At 65.1% G+C, this 19,836-nt stretch carries 18 protein-coding genes; 10 read left to right on the top strand and 8 right to left on the bottom strand.

Going from position 1 to position 19,836, the window contains the following annotated elements; translation table 11 throughout:
* Nucleotides 1–101: 101 nt before the first annotated feature.
* The gene (locus tag HBJ55_RS16690) at nt 102–560 is read right to left on the bottom strand and encodes a thioesterase family protein (RefSeq protein WP_167117505.1); all 459 of its coding nucleotides are present in this window, start codon (nt 558–560) and stop codon (nt 102–104) included.
* A 218-nt stretch (nt 561–778) separates the two neighbouring features.
* On the opposite strand from HBJ55_RS16690, the gene HBJ55_RS16685 reads away from it, so the two are divergent.
* Together HBJ55_RS16685 and HBJ55_RS16680 are read left to right on the top strand one after the other, a co-directional pair.
* Nucleotides 779–1,546, top strand: a complete 768-nt coding sequence (locus HBJ55_RS16685) for a sulfite exporter TauE/SafE family protein (RefSeq protein ID WP_167117502.1) — start codon at nt 779–781, stop codon at nt 1,544–1,546.
* A gap of 37 nt (nt 1,547–1,583) precedes the next feature.
* The gene (locus HBJ55_RS16680; RefSeq protein ID WP_167117499.1) at nt 1,584–2,006 is read left to right on the top strand and encodes a hypothetical protein; all 423 of its coding nucleotides are present in this window, start codon (nt 1,584–1,586) and stop codon (nt 2,004–2,006) included.
* Here the strand turns inward: HBJ55_RS16680 and HBJ55_RS16675 are convergent.
* Both HBJ55_RS16675 and HBJ55_RS16670 read right to left on the bottom strand, forming a co-directional pair.
* Complete coding sequence (locus tag HBJ55_RS16675; protein ID WP_167117496.1) at nt 1,970–2,998, bottom strand: LysR family transcriptional regulator; 1,029 nt, start codon at nt 2,996–2,998, stop codon at nt 1,970–1,972. The two genes, HBJ55_RS16680 and HBJ55_RS16675, sit on opposite strands and share 37 nt — an antisense overlap.
* 144 nt (nt 2,999–3,142) lie before the next feature.
* Nucleotides 3,143–5,209, bottom strand: coding sequence for a TonB-dependent receptor domain-containing protein (locus tag HBJ55_RS16670; RefSeq protein WP_167117493.1), 2,067 nt, complete (start codon nt 5,207–5,209; stop codon nt 3,143–3,145).
* 332 nt (nt 5,210–5,541) lie between these two features.
* On the opposite strand from HBJ55_RS16670, the gene HBJ55_RS16665 reads away from it, so the two are divergent.
* The 5 genes from HBJ55_RS16665 to HBJ55_RS16645 all read left to right on the top strand — a co-directional run bounded on the left by HBJ55_RS16665 (nt 5,542) and on the right by HBJ55_RS16645 (nt 10,491).
* Nucleotides 5,542–6,420, top strand: a complete 879-nt coding sequence (locus HBJ55_RS16665) for an ABC transporter substrate-binding protein (RefSeq protein WP_167117490.1) — start codon at nt 5,542–5,544, stop codon at nt 6,418–6,420.
* A gap of 164 nt (nt 6,421–6,584) precedes the next feature.
* Complete coding sequence (locus tag HBJ55_RS16660) at nt 6,585–7,514, top strand: ABC transporter substrate-binding protein (protein WP_167117486.1); 930 nt, start codon at nt 6,585–6,587, stop codon at nt 7,512–7,514.
* Between the two features lie 68 nt (nt 7,515–7,582).
* Nucleotides 7,583–8,536 (top strand): FecCD family ABC transporter permease, encoded by a 954-nt coding sequence (locus HBJ55_RS16655; RefSeq protein WP_240936165.1) that lies wholly within the window; start codon nt 7,583–7,585, stop codon nt 8,534–8,536.
* Between the two features lie 87 nt (nt 8,537–8,623).
* Nucleotides 8,624–9,697, top strand: coding sequence for a FecCD family ABC transporter permease (locus HBJ55_RS16650; protein WP_422674210.1), 1,074 nt, complete (start codon nt 8,624–8,626; stop codon nt 9,695–9,697).
* On the top strand, nt 9,694–10,491 hold the full coding sequence (locus HBJ55_RS16645) for an ABC transporter ATP-binding protein (protein WP_167117477.1): 798 nt from the start codon (nt 9,694–9,696) through the stop codon (nt 10,489–10,491). The genes HBJ55_RS16650 and HBJ55_RS16645 overlap by 4 nt, the downstream gene beginning before the upstream one ends.
* A 242-nt stretch (nt 10,492–10,733) precedes the next feature.
* On the opposite strand, the gene HBJ55_RS16640 is transcribed toward HBJ55_RS16645, so the two are convergent.
* On the bottom strand, nt 10,734–11,252 hold the full coding sequence (locus HBJ55_RS16640) for an Hcp family type VI secretion system effector (RefSeq protein ID WP_167117474.1): 519 nt from the start codon (nt 11,250–11,252) through the stop codon (nt 10,734–10,736).
* A gap of 303 nt (nt 11,253–11,555) precedes the next feature.
* Here HBJ55_RS16640 and HBJ55_RS16635 point away from each other — a divergent pair, with 303 nt between their 5' ends.
* The 3 genes from HBJ55_RS16635 to HBJ55_RS16625 all read left to right on the top strand — a co-directional run bounded on the left by HBJ55_RS16635 (nt 11,556) and on the right by HBJ55_RS16625 (nt 14,705).
* Nucleotides 11,556–11,984, top strand: a complete 429-nt coding sequence (locus HBJ55_RS16635; RefSeq protein WP_167117471.1) for a TraR/DksA family transcriptional regulator — start codon at nt 11,556–11,558, stop codon at nt 11,982–11,984.
* Nucleotides 11,984–13,210, top strand: a complete 1,227-nt coding sequence (gene zigA, locus HBJ55_RS16630; protein ID WP_167117468.1) for a zinc metallochaperone GTPase ZigA — start codon at nt 11,984–11,986, stop codon at nt 13,208–13,210. The genes HBJ55_RS16635 and zigA overlap by 1 nt, the downstream gene beginning before the upstream one ends.
* A gap of 184 nt (nt 13,211–13,394) precedes the next feature.
* Complete coding sequence (locus tag HBJ55_RS16625; RefSeq protein WP_167117465.1) at nt 13,395–14,705, top strand: D-alanyl-D-alanine carboxypeptidase; 1,311 nt, start codon at nt 13,395–13,397, stop codon at nt 14,703–14,705.
* 80 nt (nt 14,706–14,785) lie between these two features.
* Here the strand turns inward: HBJ55_RS16625 and HBJ55_RS16620 are convergent, their stop codons facing one another.
* The 4 genes from HBJ55_RS16620 to HBJ55_RS16605 are packed head-to-tail and all read right to left on the bottom strand — an operon-like array spanning nt 14,786 to nt 19,573.
* On the bottom strand, nt 14,786–16,222 hold the full coding sequence (locus tag HBJ55_RS16620) for an ABC transporter ATP-binding protein (RefSeq protein ID WP_167117462.1): 1,437 nt from the start codon (nt 16,220–16,222) through the stop codon (nt 14,786–14,788).
* A complete protein-coding gene (locus HBJ55_RS16615) occupies nt 16,219–17,046 on the bottom strand; it encodes an ABC transporter permease (protein WP_206022718.1) in 828 nt (275 codons plus the stop codon). The genes HBJ55_RS16620 and HBJ55_RS16615 overlap by 4 nt, the downstream gene beginning before the upstream one ends.
* Entirely contained in the window at nt 17,043–18,026 is a 984-nt protein-coding gene (locus tag HBJ55_RS16610; RefSeq protein ID WP_206022717.1) for an ABC transporter permease, read from the bottom strand. Before HBJ55_RS16610 ends, HBJ55_RS16615 begins: the two co-directional genes overlap by 4 nt.
* Nucleotides 18,023–19,573 carry an ABC transporter substrate-binding protein gene (locus HBJ55_RS16605; RefSeq protein ID WP_167117459.1) on the bottom strand — a complete coding sequence of 517 codons (1,551 nt, stop codon included), beginning with the start codon at nt 19,571–19,573 and terminating at the stop codon, nt 18,023–18,025. The genes HBJ55_RS16610 and HBJ55_RS16605 overlap by 4 nt, the downstream gene beginning before the upstream one ends.
* Between the last annotated feature and the right edge of the window lie 263 nt (nt 19,574–19,836).

The raw sequence follows: 19,836 nt of genomic DNA, 5'->3' as shown, positions 1-19,836 counted from the left end.
ACAAGGACGAGGAGGCGCCGATCTTCCAGGTGGCCGATTACGGCCTGGTGGGCGACCTGTTCGAGATCCTGCCGGAGCTGGAAAACAAGTTGTAACTCCCCTCAACGCCGCGGAATGCCGATACGCCGACCGGCGGCCTGTGGCCAGGCGTCGGCTTCGGCCCGCGGCAGGGCCTCGATGGCGTCGACCACGGCGGGCGGGAACGGGGCGGGCCGGTTCTGGTGCGTATCGATGCCCATCAGCATCTGCTCGCTGGTAGCCAGCAGCTCGCCGTTGGCGTCATGCATGGTGAAGAACAGGTGCAGTCGCTTGGCGTCGCGATCGAGCAGCAGCACGTCGACGGTCAATGCCTGCCCCTGGTGGGCCTCGCGCCGGTAGCAGAGGTGCGTCTCCAAGGTAAAAAGCGTGTACCCCAGATTCTCGCGGCCACCTTCATCGAGCCCAATCCGTTCCATCAGCGTATCCACCGCCAGCGAGAAGACTCTGGCGTATTCGGCATCGTTCATATGGCCGTTGTAGTCGACCCACTCCGGGGCGACCCGGGTCGTCAGTAGCTGCATTGGTTCCTCTGCTCGAATGGCTCCCATAGCGGGAAACGCAACTGTCCACCATCGATATGGTGCTGAAAAGCTTATTGAGGTAATTATGGCTGCCTTGGTTAAGGTAGGGGAGACCCTCCCGGGGCGATACCCCATTAACGTTTTGAGAATGGAAATAACATGATGCCATCGCTGCTCCTCTCCCTTGGCATGAGCATGGGCTCGGCCATGAGGCCCCGATGCTGATGCTGGAACTGCTCTCGCCCCTCTCGGCTGGGGTCAACCTGGGTCTGGTGCTGCTCTCGGTGCTGACCTCGGCGCTCTCGGCGGCAGCCGGCATCGGTGGGGGCACCCTGCTGATCATCGCCATGGCCCAGGTGATGCCGGCCACGGCGCTGATACCGGTGCACGGCATGGTGCAGCTCGGCTCCAACGGCGGCCGCGCGCTGATGACCTGGCGCCACATTCGCCGCGACATCGTCGTGGCCTTCCTGCCTGGGGTGTTGGTCGGTGCCCTGGTGGCGGCCTGGCTGCTGATTCGCCTGCCCCATGGCGTGCTGGAGCTGTGCATCGCCGCCTTCGTGCTTTACTCCTGCTGGGGCCCGGGCCTGCCCCAGCGGGCGGTGGGGCGCACCGGCACCGTGATCGCCGGTGCCGTCACCACCCTGCTGTCCAGCCTGGTAGGTGCCAGTGGCCCCATGGTGGCCTCGTTCATCAAGCTCGGCATGAACGAACGGCTGCCGCGGGTGGCCACCTTCGCCACTTGCATGACGCTGCAGCACACCACCAAGGCGTTCATCTTCGGCTTCGCCGGGTTCGTCTTTCGCGACTGGCTGGGGCTGATGCTGGTGATGGTGATGGCGGGCTTTCTCGGGACCTGGCTGGGACTTCGTCTGTTGAACCGGGTCACCGACCATCGTTTCGACTTCCTCTTCAAATGGGTGCTGACGCTGCTGGCGCTGCGCTTGATCTGGCTGGGCGCAGAACGCCTGTTGGGGTTAGGCTGAGAGAACAAGGGCTGGCTTATTCGGAAAGGAGTCTGTCATGAAGCGCTTCATGTCCTCTCTGCTACTGACCCTGCTGCTGGCTGGCTGTGCCGGCATGGGTGATCCACGGGATAGCGCCACCGAGCTGGTGCCCGGTCACGCTCACGAAGTCATGACACCCGGGCATCGCTACTTCACCTTTACCCTGGACGCGCCCGCCCGCGTGGTGCTGGAGAGCCATACCTTCCCCGGCGATGCGGGCTCCGTGGCGCCCGCCGGCCAGTTGCTCGATGCCGATGGGCAGCTCGTGGTGCGTGACTGGAACAGCGGGCGTAACAGCAACTTCAGGATCGAGCGCCAGCTCGAGGCGGGCACCTGGTACCTGCGGGTGACCACACCGCATACGAGCCCTGGTTCCTTGGGCATGATGGAGCGCGACTACCGTTATTCAGTGACGCTGAAGGTCGACAGGCGTCGCTGATCACGAAGGTCAGCCTGGCAGGGGCGCGGTGCGTGTGGAGTGGCCTTTGCTGAGGGGCTAGGGGAAACGCTATCGGCGCTCTGCTCCTCAGCGGCCGAGATCCACTCGTCTGGAACAGCTTTGCGCAGGAAGGCGAGCAGCGCATTCAAACGTCGCGAGCGCGAACCATAGGGGTAGAGCAGGGTCACCGGTACCGGCGGCGCGCTCCACTCCGGCAGGCAGCGCACCAGCGAACCCGGGTGAGCGCGCTCGCGCGCCGCGGCCATCCAGTCGGGTATGATGCCGAGCCCATGAGCGCGGGCAATGGCATCGCCATGCAGCGTCTGCTGGTCGACGCGAAAGCGCGAATCGGGCGGTTGGAAGCGAAACTCGCCTTGCTGCGGATGCGTGAACGTCAGCCCCTGTTCGGTTTCGCCCAGCAGGTCGATCCAGGCATGTTGGGATAGCTCGTGGGGGTGGAGAGGCTCGCCGTGACGCGCGAGATAGTCAGGGTGGCCGTACAGGCCACGGCCGAGCCAGCCGAGCACTTCCTGGCGTAATTCGCTGCCGTGCACTTCTCCCAGCCAGAGGGTGGCAGCCTGGCTTTCAGCCGCCAGGGGCGGGGCGGTGCAGGTCTGCAGCGTCAACCGTACACCGGGATGACGATCCATGAATTCTGCCAGTCGCGACGCCAGCCAGCTGCGTGCCAGGGCACTGTGCGTGGCCACCTGCACCTCTCCGCTGATTTCCTCGCTCAGCTCCTCGAGTGCCAGCCGGCTCTGTTCGGCGAGTTCAAGCATCTGCCGACAATAGACATGGAACATCTGGCCCGCTTCGGTCGGCAGCAGCCGGTTGGACTGGCGGCGTAGCAGGGTTTGGCCCAATTGCCGCTCGAGCTGGGAGATGCGCCGGCTCAGAGTCGACTTTGCCAACCCCAGCTTGCGTGCACTGAGTGTCAGACTGCCGAGCGTCATGACGGCATCGAAAGCGGCTAGTTCGTCGAATTCGTGCATGGTGGCAACCGTGGAGGAGGGAGATGGAGCATTGTGCCAGCAAGCCAAACAAATGAAAATCATTGCGCTTTACAGGCAGGACTGCCAAGGAAAACGCCCCGGGGAACCGGGGCGAAGACATTGAAACAGCGGCCTGGCTCGAAGTCAGAAGTCAACGGTCAACCCCAAGGTGACCTGGCGCCCGTCCAGTACCACGCCGTACTCGTCATTGGTGATCTCTCGATTGGCAATGTTGTAAACGCCTGCCTTCACCCGGGCGCTGTCGTTCAAGGCGTAAACCAGGCCGGCATCGATCAAGCCGTAGCCGGGCGTGCCGTTCTCCATAGCGGTGCGGCTGAGGAACTCGCTGGTCTCGCTGCGATAGTTACCCTGCAGCCACAGGTTCAACCGCTCGCTGGTCTGCCAGTCCAACGCCAGGTTGACCATGTGCTCGGGAATCTTGTTGAGCGGCTCTCCCTGGAACTCGCCGGTCTTCTGCTCGGAGTCGGTATAGGTGTAGCTGGAGCTGAGGCCCACCGTCGAGGTGATGTCGTAATCCAGGGTCAGCTCGACCCCCTGCATCTCGGCTTCGTCGATGTTCGTCCGGGTACGGATGAACAGATAGTCATTGCCGGCGTAGGGACATTGCCAGGTGGATGGGTCGTTGGCATTGCCGCCCGGCTCACACAACGGCTCTTCGGCGATCTTGTCGTCGAACTGGGTATGGAACAGCGTGGCGCTGGCCGTGACGTCTCGTGCGGCGCTGCTGAATACCAGGCCCAGCTCGTAGTTGGTGCTGGTTTCCGGGGCGAGGCTTTCGTTGCCAATGATCAGGGCGCGGGGGTGCGGTGCCGGCGAGTTGGGGCCACCGGTGCCGCGACCGAAGCCCTCGCTGGCATCTGCCAGGCTCGGCTGCTTGTAGCCGGTGGAAACGCCGCCCTTCAGGGTCCACTGCGGGTCGAGGCGGTAGTTCGCATAGACGCGCGGCGAGAGATGGCCGCCGAATAGCTCGTCATCGTCGTAGCGAACGCCGGTCGTGAGGTTCAGCCGGTCGGTGACGTGCCACTCCATCTCGGCGAAGGCGGCACCCAGCCAGCGCTCTACACTGCGTTCAGCGCCAGGGACGCCGGCGGTGAACAAGCCGTTGGTTTCGTCGACCAGCTCTTCCTGCTTGTACTGCCCGCCGACGGTGAGGACATGGTTGCCCCAGAAGTAGGTGGCCTGAGTATTGAAGGTGGTCATCTCCTCCTTCTTCTCGTCGGCCTGAACGCGCTCGGAGATGTCCTGTTGCACATAGCTGTCGACGATCAGGTTGCCGTAGGTACCCCGGTGCCCCAGGGTGTAGACATCCTTGTCGTAGCGCGTCGTGCTGGAGACCGTGGGGTTGCCACGGGCATCGACCAGCGGAATGCTGATGCCGGGGTTGTGGGTGTACTCCTTGGTCGATGAGATATAGCCTAGGGTGAACTCGTTCTCCTCGTTGGGTGTGAGATAGAACTTGACGCCGCCCTGGCGAGTATCGCTGTCCGGCGTGCTTTCCGCGTTATCGTCCCCACCGATGTGGTCGCTCTCTTCTAGGCCGACCCAACTGCCATGGACCTGCACCCCCAGCAGACCCTGAATGAGAGGGCCGCTGATGGCGAAGCTGACCTGTTGACCGTCGTTGTTAACGTCATTCAAGGAGTGGGTGTACTCGGTGGTCACCGAGCCCGACCACTCGTCGGTAGCCTTCTTGGTGATGATGTTGACGACCCCACCCATGGCACTCGAGCCGTAGAGGGACGACATCGGTCCACGAATCACCTCGACGCGCTCGATCATCGAGATGGGTGGCAGGCCGATCTGCTTGCCGCCGTCGCTGCCGTTGGTGTTGACGGAGCGGCCTGCGGAGATGGGGCGCCCGTCGACCAGATAGAGGGTATAGCTGTCGTCCATGCCGCGGATGCTGATGTCTTGCGCGTCGCCTCCGCCCGTGACATAGACCCCTGGAATGTTATCCATGGCGTCGACGATGCTGGTGTAAGAGCGCCTGTTCAGTTCCTCCCCGCTGATCACCGAGATGCTGGCCGGGGCATCGGATAGCACCTGCTCATAGCCTGCGGCAGTGACGACGACCGTCTCCAACTGATCTGAATCCTGCGCCAGCGCACTGGCAGTGACGCACGCCGCGGCAACGCCCAGCGCCTGCGACAGGGCGGTGCGCATGAAAGGCAGGGTGGGGGAGGTGTGCATCTACTCGTCTCCTTGCTCATGGTGGCCATGACCTTGCTGGCCCATGGTATGTAGGGAGGCGGCTGCCGTATTGATGGCCGTGCCGCCGCGAAGCCGGGGCGAGCTCTTTTGAGTAGCTGGCTAACTTCAATTCAGCAAATGATAAGGATTTGCATTATCTTTGTGAATTAATGTGTGCGGAATGATGCGTTGCAGAACATGCAACCTTTTTTCCGGGACGATTCGATGCGGCAGTTCTGAAGCCTGCAACGCACTGTTGCGACAGGTGTCGCCTGGATCGTGCTAGCGTCGTCGCTCCGTTGTGATTGGTTCTCATTTTTAACGGAGGTCCGATGATGGTTCGCAAATGGTGGATACCGGCACTCTCCCTGGCACTGACTACGCTGCCATTGGCAACCCAGGCCGAAGCGCCTGGAAGCAAGCCAACTGTTGCCAGCTTCGATTGGGGGAGCGTGGATACGCTGGAGGCGCTGGGGCTGGAGGAGCAACTCGTCGGCCTGCCGCACCAATCGGCCCCTTCCTACGTGGCGCATCTGCTGCAAGGCCGCCCGGACGTGGGGAGTCTCAAGGAGCCTGACGCCGGAGCGCTGGCCGACATCGCTCCTGACCTGATCCTGGTGACCGGGCGCCAGGGAGATGCCGGCCTGGCACTCGACGGGGTCGCAGAGGTGATGGATGTGTCCCTGGGCGAGGGAGAATTCCTTCACGCTTTCAGCGACAGGGTGCTGCGCCTTGCCGAACGCTTCGATGCCGTGCCGCGGGCCGAAGCGGCCTTGGAGGAGCTTCGCATCTACATCGAGGAGGCACGCGGTTCGCTGCCCCAGGGCGCCTCGGTCCTGGTGGTGACACACAGCGATGGCAACTACTCCCTGCGCCAGGAGCCGGTGGTAAGCGAGCTGCTCCAACTGAGCGCGCCGACAGTACCCAAGGGTGTGGAGACTCAGGAGAGGGGCAGCCGCACCTTCATCCCGTTGACGCCCGCTAACATGGTGCGCATGAACCCGGATGCGGTGCTGGTGGTGGACCGCAGCGCGGCCATTGGCCAGGTGCCGCTGGATGTCGATGCGCTCAAGCGATCATTGGCCGACGAGGGTGGTGCGGATATTGTCGTCGAGTTGCTGTCTCCCGGACTCTGGTATCTCTCAGGTGCCGGACTGGTTAGCGTGCGAGCCCAAGTCGATGAGGTCGCGACGGCACTCGGCCGGCACTGACTCGCCTTTGTCGGAGCTGCCACATGGCCAGCCAGGCATGGTTTCTGATTTTCGAACGTCCTGTTGTCGGTTTCGGACGCTGCAATCTCTCATGAGATTAATTATCATTAAAGTTTGACTCGCGTCGTCACCACCGGCGGCGCTGGCTGGATCGAGGAGAGTCCATGTTCCTGACCAAGACCTGCAGGCTGGCGGTCGCCAGCCTGGTGGCCCTGCTCGCTTTCGTGGCCGTACCGGCCCAGGCGACCAGTGTGACGACCGCCTACGGTGAAATCGAAGTGCCCGACGCTCCCGAGCGCGTAGTGACCCTCCATGAGGGTGCCTTGGATACCGCCCTGGCGATCGGCATTGCACCACTCGGTGCGGTGACGACTCGTGGCGGTGACGGCGTGGCCCGCTACATCGAGGCGCATCTCGGCGACGACCGACCTGCCATTGTCGGTGTGGTACGCGAGATCAATCTCGAGGCCGTGCTGGCACTCGAACCGGACCTGATCCTGGCGCCGCCACGGCTGCCCGAGGCGCAGTACCGGCTGCTCTCGCGCATGGCACCGACCGTGGTGCCGTTGACACAGGGTTTCGATCCCGATGCCTGGCGTAGCGAGACGCGCTTGTTTGCCCAGGCCCTGGGACGCGAGGCGGAGGGCGAGGCTGCATTGGAAGAGGTGGATGCCCGCGCCGCTGAGTTGGCCGAGCGAATCGCCGCCGCCGAGGCGTCCAGCGCCGTGCTGGTGCGCTGGATGCCCCAGGGGCCCATGGTCATGTCGGATCAGCTTTTCTCCACCGGCCTGCTGCATGCCGCCGGCCTGGCGATCCACGATGCCGGCCTGGTGCAAGAAGGCAAGCCTCACAGCGACACCCTGAGCCTCGAGAACCTCTCCCGCGTCGATGCCGACTGGCTGTTCCTGGCCACGCTCAACGAGGAGGGAGACGAAGCCCTCGAGGCCGCCAAGGCGTCGCCCGCTTTCTCCCGCCTCGACGTGGTCGACCGCGACCGGGTGGTGCCGGTAGATGGCCAGCTGTGGACGAGTGCCACCGGCCCGCTGGCGGCCCAGGCCATACTCGACGAACTCGACGCCGCGCTGTCGCCTTGATGGCTGCGGAACCCCATGCAGGCCTCGCCTCGGCCCGCCGGCTTCCAAGGACGCTAGCGGGCCTGTTGATGCTACTGGTCCTGGTTTGTGTGGTCAGCCTGTTGCTGGGCGCCGGCGATGTCGGCCCGGACCGGGCCTTGGCCGTATTGATGGGGCAGGGCGATGCCGAGGCCCGGTTCGTGCTCGGCTCACTGCGTCTGCCTCGCACCCTGGTCGGCCTGGTGGTGGGGGTGTCGCTTGGCGTGGCGGGTGCTCTGCTGCAGGCGGTGACCCGCAACCCCCTGGCCGAGCCGGGGCTGCTCGGGGTCAGTGCCGGCGCCGCCTTTGCCGTCGCGCTGGCGCTGGTGCTGGGTGCCACGGCGACGACGATGCGGGTCGGTGTGGCGCAGCTCGGTGCCATGGCGGGCTGTCTTTGTGTGCTTGGCGTGGCCAGGGTGAGTGGCGCCCGAAACGACCCGGTGCGGCTGGTGCTGGCCGGCGCCGCGCTGACGGGTCTGCTGCTCTCGCTCACCTCGCTGTTGCTTCTGTTCGATCAGCGCGCCGCCGACGAGATCCGCTTCTGGATCGTGGGCAGCCTGGCCGGGCGTCGGCTCGAGCATTTGCTCGCCATCCTGCCCAGCTTGCTGATAGCGGGAGGATTGACTCTTGTCGTGGCACGCCCCTTGGCAGCAATGGCGCTGGGTGAAAGGGTCGCCAGCGGGTTGGGGCATCGCCCGGGGCTGATCCGGCTACTGATCATCATGGCCGTGGCGCTGCTGGTAGGTGCCGCCACCGCCACCGCAGGCCCCATCGCCTTCATCGGCCTGGTGGTGCCGTTCGCGGCCCGCGCCCTGGCCGGGCCCGATATTCGCCGCACCCTGTGGCTGTGTTTGCCGCTGGGTCCGTTGATGGTGATCGTGGCGGATATCATCTCGCGCTTGCTGGTCGCGCCTTCGGAGCTGCCACTGGGCGTTCTCACGGCCCTATGCGGCGCACCGGTGCTGGTCACCGTGGTGCGGGCACGCCGTATGCCGACCCTATGATTGGCGAGAGAAGGGGAGTCAACTTTCATGCTCTGTAATGCGCCAGCCGAAAGCAAACTTCGACAGCGGACCGCTGACACGCAATGCATCGACGCGACTACCATAACAGCGCCGGCAGGACATTGGCGCCTGGCCTGGCGCACGCCCGGCAGCGCCGAACCGTATAGCCTGTTGGTCGACAGGCAAGCGCTTGCGGCCGTACTGCTACTGCTGGTGGCTTTAATCGCGGCGTCGCTTGCCTACCTGGCCCTGGGCAGCAGTCCCTTGCCGCTTCCGGCAGTTTTGCCGGCGCTGGTGGGCCGAGGAGACATGATGGTGGTGTTCCTGGTACAGGAACTTCGCCTGCCGCGGCTGGCTGCGGCCTGGCTGACCGGTGCCGCCTTCGGAGTAGCGGGCTGCCTCATGCAGACTCTCGCCCGCAATCGCCTGGCTACGCCCGGCATCATCGGTATCGACAACGGTGCCACCGCCTTCGCCGTGGCCTCAGTAGTGGGGCTTGGGGTCTCCCTGGCGCCGCCCGCCATGGCCTTGGTGGGGGCTGCCACCGCGGCGGCCCTGACCTTTGGCCTGGCTGCGGGCGGCGGTACTCGCGGCTACCGCTTCATCGTCGCCGGTATCGGCGTCGGTGCGGTGTTCGGCGCCATTACCCAACTGCTGTTGGCCCAGGTTCATATCGATACTGCCAATGCCGCCTACCCTTGGACCGTCGGCTCGCTCAACTCCCGCCCGGCCGGTGCCGTCATGCTGCTTGGCATCGGGCTGGCATTCGGCCTTGCCGCCGCGCTATGGCTCACGCGTGCGCTAGCCCTGATGCGCTTTTCCGATGCCGTGGCGTCCGGCCTCGGCCTACGTATTACTCAGCGGCGTTGGCAGGTTCTTGGCGTCTCCGTGTTGCTGACGGGGCTGGCGGTTGCCGCGGCCGGTCCGGTGGGGCTGGTCGGCCTGATCGGCCCGGAGATTGCCCGTTCGCTCTCCTCGCCGCGGGGAGTGCCGATCATGGCCTCGGCGCTGTCCGGTGCGCTGGTGATGGTGCTGGCCGACCTGGCTGGGAGGATGCTGCTCTCACCCATCGAGATCCCGGTGGGCATCGTCACTGCCGTGGTGGGCGGCCCCTGGCTCTTATGGATATTGCTGCGACCGGCTTCGAGGAATCTGGCATGACCCGATACGAACTTGCCACCCGCGACCTGACCCTGCGCTATGGCCGCACGGCGGTCATCGACCGGCTCGAGTTTTCCCTCCCGGTGGGGCGGGTTACGGCCATCGTCGGGCCCAACGGCTGCGGCAAATCCACCCTGCTGGCTGGGCTCTCCCGGCTGCATGTTCCCAGCCAAGGGGCGGTGCTACTCGATGGCAAGGACATCCAGCAGCTGCCCGCCCGCGAGTTGGCCCGGCGCCTGGCACTGCTGCCCCAGGAGGCCACCGCCCCGGAGGGGCTGACCGTGGCCGAGCTGGTGCGCTTCGGCCGCCAGCCGCACCAGGGCTGGCTGCGGCAGTGGTCGGCGGAAGACCAGCACGTGGTGCGAGAAGCCCTGGCCGCGGCGGACCTCACCGGATTGGCCGAACGTCCTCTGGATACCCTATCCGGAGGACAACGCCAGCGGGCCTGGGTCGCCATGACCATTGCCCAGCAAACGCCGCTATTGCTGCTCGACGAACCCACCTCGGCGCTCGACCTGGGCCACCAGATCGAAGTCTTTGAATTGGTACGAAGGCTTGCCGCCGATGGCCGTACCGTGGTGATGGTACTGCACGACCTGGCCAGCGCCTGCCGCTATGCCGACCACCTGCTGGCGCTGCACAACGGCCAACTGGTAGCCGCCGGCCCGCCCGGTGAGGTGGTCACCACCGACCTAGTGCGACACCTCTATGGCATCGACTGCACGCTTATCACCGACCCCGCCACCGGCGGCCTATTGCTGTCCAACGTACGGCGGGCCGTGCCAGACACCTGAACTGATTCGCCCTGGCTCAGTGCGATATTGGATTATGCGATATTGGTTATTAGTAATAATTAAATGAATGCGACCTAACCTGCCGCTACCTTGGAACAACTCAGGCGCGTAGACGTCATCGAGGCACTTTTTCATACTATGGAGGAGAGAAGCGGATGGGGGCATGACCGTTCGTGTCCTTCGCCTCACTCATGCATATGCCCCCACCCGACAAGCGGGCGGGGGCGTCAGGCACTCGGCCATTACGCCTCGGACGGGGCGCGCCAGTCGTCGGAACCGGAGGTGCCGGCGACGGTGTGCTCCCAGTCGATCTTGCGGTAGGCCAGCGAGACATCCATCAGCTGGGTGAACTCGGCCTTGGTGGCATCCTGGGCATGCGGCATGCGCAGGTTGATGTCGACGATGGTGGCGTCGGTCAGGGTGGTGGTGAAGAAGTGCTCCTGCTTGCCCTCGACCGAAGTGCGGTACCACTTCAGCTCGACGTTGGGCAGCATCTCGCCGGAAGCCAGGGCGTTGTACATCAGCGGCACGGATTTGTTCAGCGCAACGGTGAAGACGAACGGCTTGTGGGCGCGCTGGCCGGAGGGCTGGCCGGACTGCGGGTCGGTGGGTACGGTCACGACGTGCTTGAACTCCTGGACCAGCATCTCGTCTTCGTGGCCTTCCACGTAGATGTTGCCGACGGAATCCGGAGTGAAGGCACCCGCGGTGATGTTGCCCTGGGTCTGGCCTTCGATGCTGATATAGCAGGGAGTTGGCATGGTCTGCTCCTTGACGATGTGAATGTATGTCCCGATGGACAGTCCAGTTAGAGCAGAAAGCATGCCTGAAACGGAAAAACGCAGCGCAGTTAGCAGGATAGGTGTTTCTTCCCTCAGGCACCTAATTAAAATTAGGCAAGAAGTTGCCTAGGGCAGGCAACTTCTTGCCCGTTGCGCAAGAAGTTGCCTAAGAATAGTTCGCTTCGTGTTCATGGTATTTCCGCCTGCAGGGGTCTCGAATTGAAAGAATGCTGCGAATATTATTTGTTATGTTATAACATCTAATTTGAGGAGAGAGTTCCCATGCAGGCCGATCCCCGGGCGCAGCGACTGCTGGCCATGCCTGAAGAGGCATACATGAATGATGAGCAGTTGGCCTTCTTCCAGGCTCGCCTGCTGGCCGAGCAGGCCGAGGTGGAGGCGCACCTTGACGAGGTGCGCAAGGCCGTGGCCGACAACGAACGCAGTGGCGACGAGCTCGATCGCGCCGCCGTAGAGGAGGAACTGCGGCTGTTGCTGCGTCAGGCCGACCGTGAGACGCGCCTGCTGCGCAAGATTGCCCAGGCGCTACGGTGTATCGAGGCGGGCGATTACGGCTACTGCGCCGAAACCGGGCAACCCATCGGCCTGGCGCGGCTGATGCTGCGGCCAACCGCAGAGCTGTGCCTGGAGGCCAAGGAGCGCCAGGAGAAGCGCGAACACCACTACAGCAAGCTACGAGGAGACCAGTGATGCCCCACAATGCCTTGCCCGTTACCGTACTGTCCGGCTTTCTCGGGGCCGGCAAGACCACCCTGCTCAACCATATCCTGGCCAACCGGGAGGGGCGTCGGGTGGCGGTGATCGTCAACGACATGAGCGAGGTGAACATCGATGCCGCCCTGGTGCGGGGCGGTCCAGGCAGCCAGGAGGGCGAAGTTGCCCTCAATCGGGCCGAGGAACGCCTGGTGGAGATGAGCAACGGCTGTATCTGCTGCACCTTGCGCGAGGATCTGCTGATCGAGGTGAACCGGCTGGCCCAGGAAGGGCGCTTCGACTATCTGGTGATCGAATCCACTGGCATTTCCGAACCGCTGCCGGTGGCGGAAACTTTTACCTTCGAGGACGAGCAGGGGCAGAGCCTCTCCAATGTCGCCCGGCTGGATACCCTGGTCACGGTGGTCGATGGCGCCAATTTCCTCGAACAGTACCACGAGGCGAAATCGCTGGCCGAAGCGGGTGAGAGCCTTGGCGAGGAGGATCTGCGCAACGTGGCCGACCTGCTGGTCGACCAGATCGAGTTCTGTGACGTGCTGTTGGTCAGCAAGACCGATCTGATCGACGAGGCGCAGTTGGCCGAGGTCAAAGCCGTGCTGCGAACGCTCAATCCCGATGCCGAGTTGATCCCCATGGCCAATGGCCAGGTGGCGCTCGACGCGGTGCTCGATACCGGCCGCTTCAGTTTCGAGCGAGCACGGCTCGCACCAGGGTGGCTCAAGGAGCTGCGAGGCGAGCATGTGCCCGAGACCGAGGAATACGGCATTTCGAGCTTCGTCTATCGCGCCAGGCGCCCCTTTCATCCACAGAAGTTTCACGAGCTGTTGCATGGCGACTGGTTCGGCGGCAAGCTACTGCGCTCGAAGGGCTTCTTCTGGCTTGCAACGCGGCCGGAGTTCGCTGGGCAGTGGAGCCAGGCGGGCGGTATTGCCCACTATGGCTTCGCCGGCATGTTCTGGAAGGCAGTTCCCGAGTCGCGCTGGCCCACGGATCCTGAGAGCCGCGGATACATCATGGAGCAGTGGGAAGAGCCCTTTGGCGACATGCGCCAGGAGCTGGTTTTCATCGGGCAGAACCTCAACGAGGCGAGGATACGCGAGGCGTTGGATGCCTGCCTGATCGGCGATGCCGAACTGGCGGATGGCCCTCAGGCCTGGGGTTCGCTGTCCGATCCCTTTCCGGTCTGGGAGTTGCCTGGCTGAGTTGGAAAGCCAGCAATCGTTATTCCAGATAGTTAATAAATAAAAGCTTGATGGAAGCAGCCGGTATAACGATGAAAAAACTCGCTATTCCGGCTGTAAACCGCTCCGTTAGCGGCCATACTGGATCTAGGTCCGCTTCAGAATCGGGCCACAGGGAATCACAAGGGAACCAGAGGTCTTCGTCATGCGCTCCTACAACCGACACAACCTCGGTGTGGCTATCTTTCTTTTGTTCTGTATCCAACTGTTACTGGTCAGTACGGCGCAGGCCAACCCCCGCTATGCGGCCATTGTCATCGATGTCGAGAGTGGCGACGTGCTGCACGCCGAGAATGCGGACGCCACGCGCTATCCCGCCTCGTTGACCAAGATGATGACGCTCTACATGCTGTTCGAAGCGCTCGAGAACGGCAGCATGCATATGAATCAGCCGCTACCGGTATCGTCCCATGCCGCTTCCATGCCCGCTTCCAAGCTGTGGCTCTCGGCGGGTAGCACCATCGCGGTGGAGGACGCCATCAAGGCGCTGGTGGTGCGTTCCGCCAACGACGTTGCGGTGGTGGTGGCCGAGGCGCTGGGCAACACCGAATCCAACTTCGGGCGCATGATGACCCAGCGTGCCAACGAGCTGGGCATGACCAGTACCGTTTTCCGCAACGCTTCCGGCCTGCCGGACAACGCCCAGGTTACCACGGCACGTGACATGGCCACCCTGTCGATCCGGGTGATGCAGGATTTCCCGCAGTATTATCACTACTTCTCGACCCAGAGCTTCACCTACCGCGGTACCACGCATACCAGCCACAATCGGCTGGTGCGCAACTACCCCGGCGCCGACGGCCTCAAGACCGGCTTCATTCGCGCTTCCGGCTTCAACGTGGCGACTTCGGCGATCCGCGACAACCGCCGAATCGTCTCGGTAGTGATGGGTGGGTTCACTGCGGCTTCGCGCGATACCCACATGAGTGACCTGCTCGATCGCGGTTTCGCCCGGCTCTCCATGCTGCAGCGCGGCGACTGGATTGCCCGGGCCGATGTGTTGGGCGATCGCATGGAGCTGCCTGAGAGCCCGCCACCCTCGGCCCAGCAGTTGGCGGCCGCTCCGGAGACGAGTAGCGGCCAGATGGCCGCCGGCTTGGAGCGCCAGCTCTCCTTCCAGTCCGAAATGGACATCGAAATGGGCTCCGCCGACGATCCGATTCGCGCCCTGATCGCCCAGGCCGATTCCCCTCGCGCCTCCAGCGGCAGTGGTGGCAGTTGGGCCGTGCAGGTCGGTGCCTTCAACGACGCCGATCAGGCGCGCCACCTGGCAACGCGTGCCGCCGACCAGTTGGCCAGCCTGTTGCACGACGTGCGTGTGTCCGTGGCGCAATCGGACGGCGAGCGGCGTGTGTTTCGTGCTCGCCTGGTCGACCTGCAGGAGAGCGATGCGCATTCGGCTTGCAACAGCCTGCGTGCCCAAGGCATGGACTGCATGGTGGTCGCCCATAACTGAGCGATGCTTGACCGTAAGAACGACGCCCCGCACATGCGGGGCGTCGTTCGTTTGGGCTCGTTCGAAAGGACCCTGGCGCTTCAAGCCATGACCGGGTCGAGCTCCCGTTTTGCCACGCTGGGAGTGGCCTCGAGGGAGATCCGCTTGTCGCAGATCCGCTCGATCAGCGCCGGATCGTGACTCACCAGCATCACCCCGCAATGCCGCTCGCGGGCCAGCTCCACCAGCAGCTCCAACGTCTGCCGCTGGGTGATGGGGTCGAGCCGCGAAGTGGGCTCGTCGGCGAACAGGAAGCACGGCTCGAGCAGCAGGACGCGCAGGATGGCGAAGCGCTGCAGCTCGCCGCCCGAGATCTCGCCGGGGCGACGCCCCAGCAGATTCTCGTCGAGCCCCAGACGCGCCATCAGTGGCGGGATAGCGGCGCGATCCAACCGATGGCGGCGCACCAGGTCGTCGAGCAGGCGGGAGAGCCGCCAGTGCGGCGAGAAAGCCGCCGGCGGATCCTGATAGAGCTTCTGGAAACCGAGCGTATGACCCTGTGCCCGGTCGATCTCGCCGTTATCGGCACGCGTCACACCCAGCAGCATGTCGCCCAGGGTACTCTTGCCGCAGCCGGACGGGCCGACCACGCCGACGATCTCGCCGGGGACGATCGTGAGCGAAAGGTCGCGGAACAGCTCGCGACCGCCGCGAGTCTTGGCCAGGCCGCTGGCGCTTATGACCGGTGCCTGGCGCTCGCCCAACGGCTTCGGGAGTGGCCAGCGGCTGGGCTCGGCAGCCAGCAGCCGTTGGCCGTACTCGCTCTGCGGGTCGGTGAGTACTTGCTGGGCCGGGCCGCGCTCGACCACCTGGCCCTGGCGCAGGATGACTACCTCGCCACCCAGCCGGCGGGCCACGTCGATATCGTGGGTAATGGTGAGCAAGGCGCCGGCGGCCTCGGGCGTGCGCGCCAGCAGTTCGACCACCGCGTCCCGGCGCGGCGCATCGAGCCCCTTGGTGGGCTCGTCGGCGATCACGATGGGGGCGCCGCCGGCACTGGCGGCGGCAAAGGCCACGCGCTGCGCCATGCCGCCGGAGAGTTCGCCGGGCAGTTTGCTGCCGGCCTCGGCCAGGCCCAGCTCGGTCAGGTCGGACCAGGCGGCCTGGAAGGCGGCGCGGCGGTCGCGCCCAGCCACGTGGCGGTGGCTCTCGGCAACCTGGGAGACGGCGCGCATGGTCGGGTCCAGTGCATGCCAGGGCTCCTGGGGCAGCAGCGCCAGGCGGCGGCCCCACAATGCGCGGCGCGACGTGCTGTCGGCGGCATCGAACGCCTCGCCATCGATGACGAGCCGGCCCTGGGCGCAGAGCCCCTTCGGCAGCGTGCCCATGATGGCCTGGGCGATCAGGCTCTTGCCCGAGCCGGTTTCGCCGAGCAGGGTCAGGCGGTCACCGGGGCCGAGCGAACAGGAGAAAGGCGCAATCGTGACACCCTCGCCCCGGATCGTCAGGTCCCTGGCTTGAAGCAAGTCAGTACTCATCTGGGATCCCTTCCTGCCAGCAGGTTCAGGCTCAACACCAGCACGAACAGCACCACGATCGGCTGGGCCATGGCCCAGGGCGCCTCGTGGTAGTAGGGCAGCAGCTCGATCATCATCAGCCCCAGCTCGGCGGTGGGCGGGCGCAGGCCGACGCTGACGAAGCCCAGCGCGGCCATGGCGAGTATCGCGCTGGCGGCGCCGAAGGCGGCCAGGGTCAGCACCTGCGGTGCGAGCTCCGGCCACAGGTGGCGTCGGAACAGATAGAGCGGGCCGAAGCCGAGCAGCCGGCTTGCCTCGAGCTGGGGAGTCGTTACCAATATCCGCGTGCGAGCCCTGACCACGCGGAAGTACTCGATCCACAGCACCAGTGAAATGCCGACGTAGAGCGCCCAGAAGTTGCCCGGGGCAATGGCTACCAGCAGCAGCACCAGCAGCAGGCCGGGCAGGGCCAGGCAGGCATCGGCCAGGCTGCCCAGCACGCGGTCGAGCCAGCCACCGCGCCAGCCGGCGATGACGCCGAGGACCAAGCCCGGCACGGCGGCGCTGACTACGCTGAGCAGGGCCATGCCGAACGAGAGTTGCACGGCGGACGCCAGCCGGGCCAGCAGGCTGCGGCCCAGGTGGTCGGTCCCCAGCGGTTCGGCAAGCGACGGCAGCTGCAGGATGCGGGTGAGCTGCTGGCGCGCGGGGTCGGCATCGGAGAGCCAGGGCACCAGCCAGGCAAAGGCGAGCAGCAGGACGAGCAGTGCGGCGCCGAGCCGCTGCCGGCCGCTGAGCGCAGGCAGCATCCAACGGCGGGCGGGAGTCATGGCTAGCGTGTTCATGCGCTGCGCCTCCTGGGGTCGAGCCAATGGCAGAGCAGGTCCACCACGGTATTCAGGGCGACGAACATCAGTCCCATGATCAGGGCGGTGCCCTGGATCATCGGCACGTCGCGGGCGACGATGGCGTGTACCAGGGCGTGGCCGATGCCGGGCCAGGCGAACAGCGTCTCGACGATTACCACGCCTTCGATCAGGTAGACGAACTGCACGCCGAGATAGGCGACCACCGGCACCGCGGCGTTGCGCAGGCCGTGGCGCAGGAAGCTCAGACGCTCGCCCAGGCCCTTGGTGCGCGAGAAGGCGTAGTAGGCCGACTGCGATACGTCGGCCATGGCGTTGCGCGCCACCCGGCTGGAGATGGCGGCCAGTGCCAGCGCCAGGGTCAGTGCCGGAAGCACGCCATGGGCGCTGCGGCCATGGCCGGCGGCGGGCAACCAGCCGAGCGACACCGAGAAGATCAGGATCAGCAGCAGGCCCACGGCGAAAGGCGGCAGGGCGCGCAGTATGCTGGCCACCACTTCGCTCACGCGATCCAGCCAACCGTTTGGCTTGAGCCCGGCGATCAGCCCCAGCGGCGGACCCAGCAGCAGCGAGAGCAGCACGGCCATCGCTGCCAGGCCCAGCGAGTGGCCGAGCTGATGCCACAGTTCGGCCATGACCGGTTCGCCGCTGACCAGTGAGCGGCCCAGATCGAACTGCAGCAGATCCCACAGCCAGCCGAAGTAGGCGCCCAGCGCCGGCTGGTCCAGCGCCAGCTCGGTGCGTACCGCCTCGGCGGCGCTGGTATTGACCATGTCGTGGCCGTAGCGCCCGGCGGCGATGCGGTAGGCCATGTCGCCGGGCAGCGAGCGGGTCAGCACGAAGGTCAGGGTACCGACCATCCATGCCACCAGCCCGGCCTGGAACAGGCGCTGCAGCAGCAGACCGCCCAGGCCTGCCGTCCAGCGCGGGGTCGTCCGTGATGCCAGCGCTTGGCTCATTCGCTCCACCTCAGCTCGTCGATGCGGTAGCTGCGCTCCAGCGGATCGATGGAGAAGCCTTCCAGCTCGGCATTGACCGAGGCGGTCTGCTGGTACCAGGCCACGGGCACGACCGGCATTGCCTCGTTCAGGCGACGTGCCACCTGACCCGCGAGTTCGATACGGGACTCGTTGTCGGCTTCCTGGCGCAGGGTGTCGAGCCAGCCGGCCAGGTCGTCGTCACGCCAGCCCATGGCGCCCCAGTCGCCGCCCATGGACTCGGGGTCGGCGCCGAAGTCGTCGAGCAGGGTGCCGAGCGGGTCGGGCACCAGGCCATAGTTGCGTGCCATCAGGCCCAGCTCCAGGCTGCCGTCGCGGTGGCCGGAAGGGATCTCGCTGGCGTTGCCTACGGCGACTTCCAGCGCAACGCCGATCTCGCGCCACTGGTCCTGCAGGGCAGTGGCTACCAGCGGCAGCTCGGGGCGGTCGGAGAAAGTGCGCAGGGTCAATTCGAAGGGTTCGCCGTCGCGCTCGAGCACGCCGCTGCCGTTGGCTTCCCAGCCCAGCTCGGCGAGCAGCTCGCGGGCCCGCTCCACATCTTGCGCCTCGCTGGCGTCGAGGCCGAGGTGCCAAGGCCCGAGACTGGCGGGGAACAGCTCGGCGGCAGCGGCTTCTGGATCACGCAGCAGGCCCGCGGCAATGCCTTCACGGTCGATGGCCAGGCTCAGCGCCTGTCGGGCATGCTCGTCCTCGAGCAGCGGATGAGCGGCATTGACCTTGAACACGATGGTGCGCGGCAGCGGTTCGGCATGCAGTGCCAGGCGGTCGTGTCGCTCCAGCCGCGCGCGGCTGGCCGGGTCGAGGGTGAACACCACATCGGCATCGCCGCTTTCGGCCATCAACGCGCGGGTTTCGCCGCGACCCACCGCCAGGTAGTTGGCGCTGTCGATGGCGGGCACCTCGCCCCAATAGCCGTCGAAGCGCTCCACGTCGAGCCGCTGCGGGGGCGCCACGCTCACCACCCGGTAGGGGCCGGTGCCGATCACCTCGGTGACCCGCCCCTCGTCATCAAAGGCGCCCGGGGCGAGGATCAGAGTGGTGGAGTGGGCCAGCAGGGCCGGCAGCGGTGCGAAGGGGCTTTCGAGCTGAATCACCACCTCGTTGCCGTCGGCCTCGATGCTGGTGACGGGCGCCGAATCGAGAATGCCCGGCTTGGCAAGGGCATGCTGTAGGCTCGTGGCTGCGGCTTCCGCCGTCAGCGGGCTGCCGTCGTGAAAGGTGACGTCTTCGCGCAGGGCGAAGCGCCAGGTCAGGCCATCTTCGCTGGGCTGCCAGGACGCCGCCAGCCCCGGTGCGGGCTGGCCGTCGGCATCGGTGTCGACGAGCGTCTCGGCGACGCGCATGCGGGCGTAGACATAGCCCGAGGTCGACGGGTCGGTGCCGGTGATCTCCCAGGGGGCGACTACCGAGAGCGGGCGGTCGGCGGCTGCTGCCAGGGGCAGCAGGGAGAGACCAAACAGACCAAACAGCAGGGAACGCTGGGGTAGGGATCGTGAGGGACGCGGCATTACAGGATCTTCCTTGCAGAATTTGGTGAAGACGAACGATGGGTGTGCCTGAAAAAGAGACTATATAACATAACATGTAAAGGACATGGCAAATCATCCATCCGTCGATGCGTCGAGAAGGCGTCGGCCATGCTCGGCTCTGTCGCGACAGGATCAGGCAACGATTCGCCATTAATGGACTAATCCTCATGAAAGCGGCCTTTCTATACTCAGGCGTAGCCTCGAGTATCGAGGCGGCAGTGACGTGGTGCATTGCCACCCAG

Origin of the sequence: Billgrantia bachuensis (assembly GCF_011742165.1) — a bacterium.
Lineage (GTDB): Bacteria > Pseudomonadota > Gammaproteobacteria > Pseudomonadales > Halomonadaceae > Halomonas > Halomonas bachuensis.
This window is presented reverse-complemented; position numbering and strand designations above follow the sequence as displayed.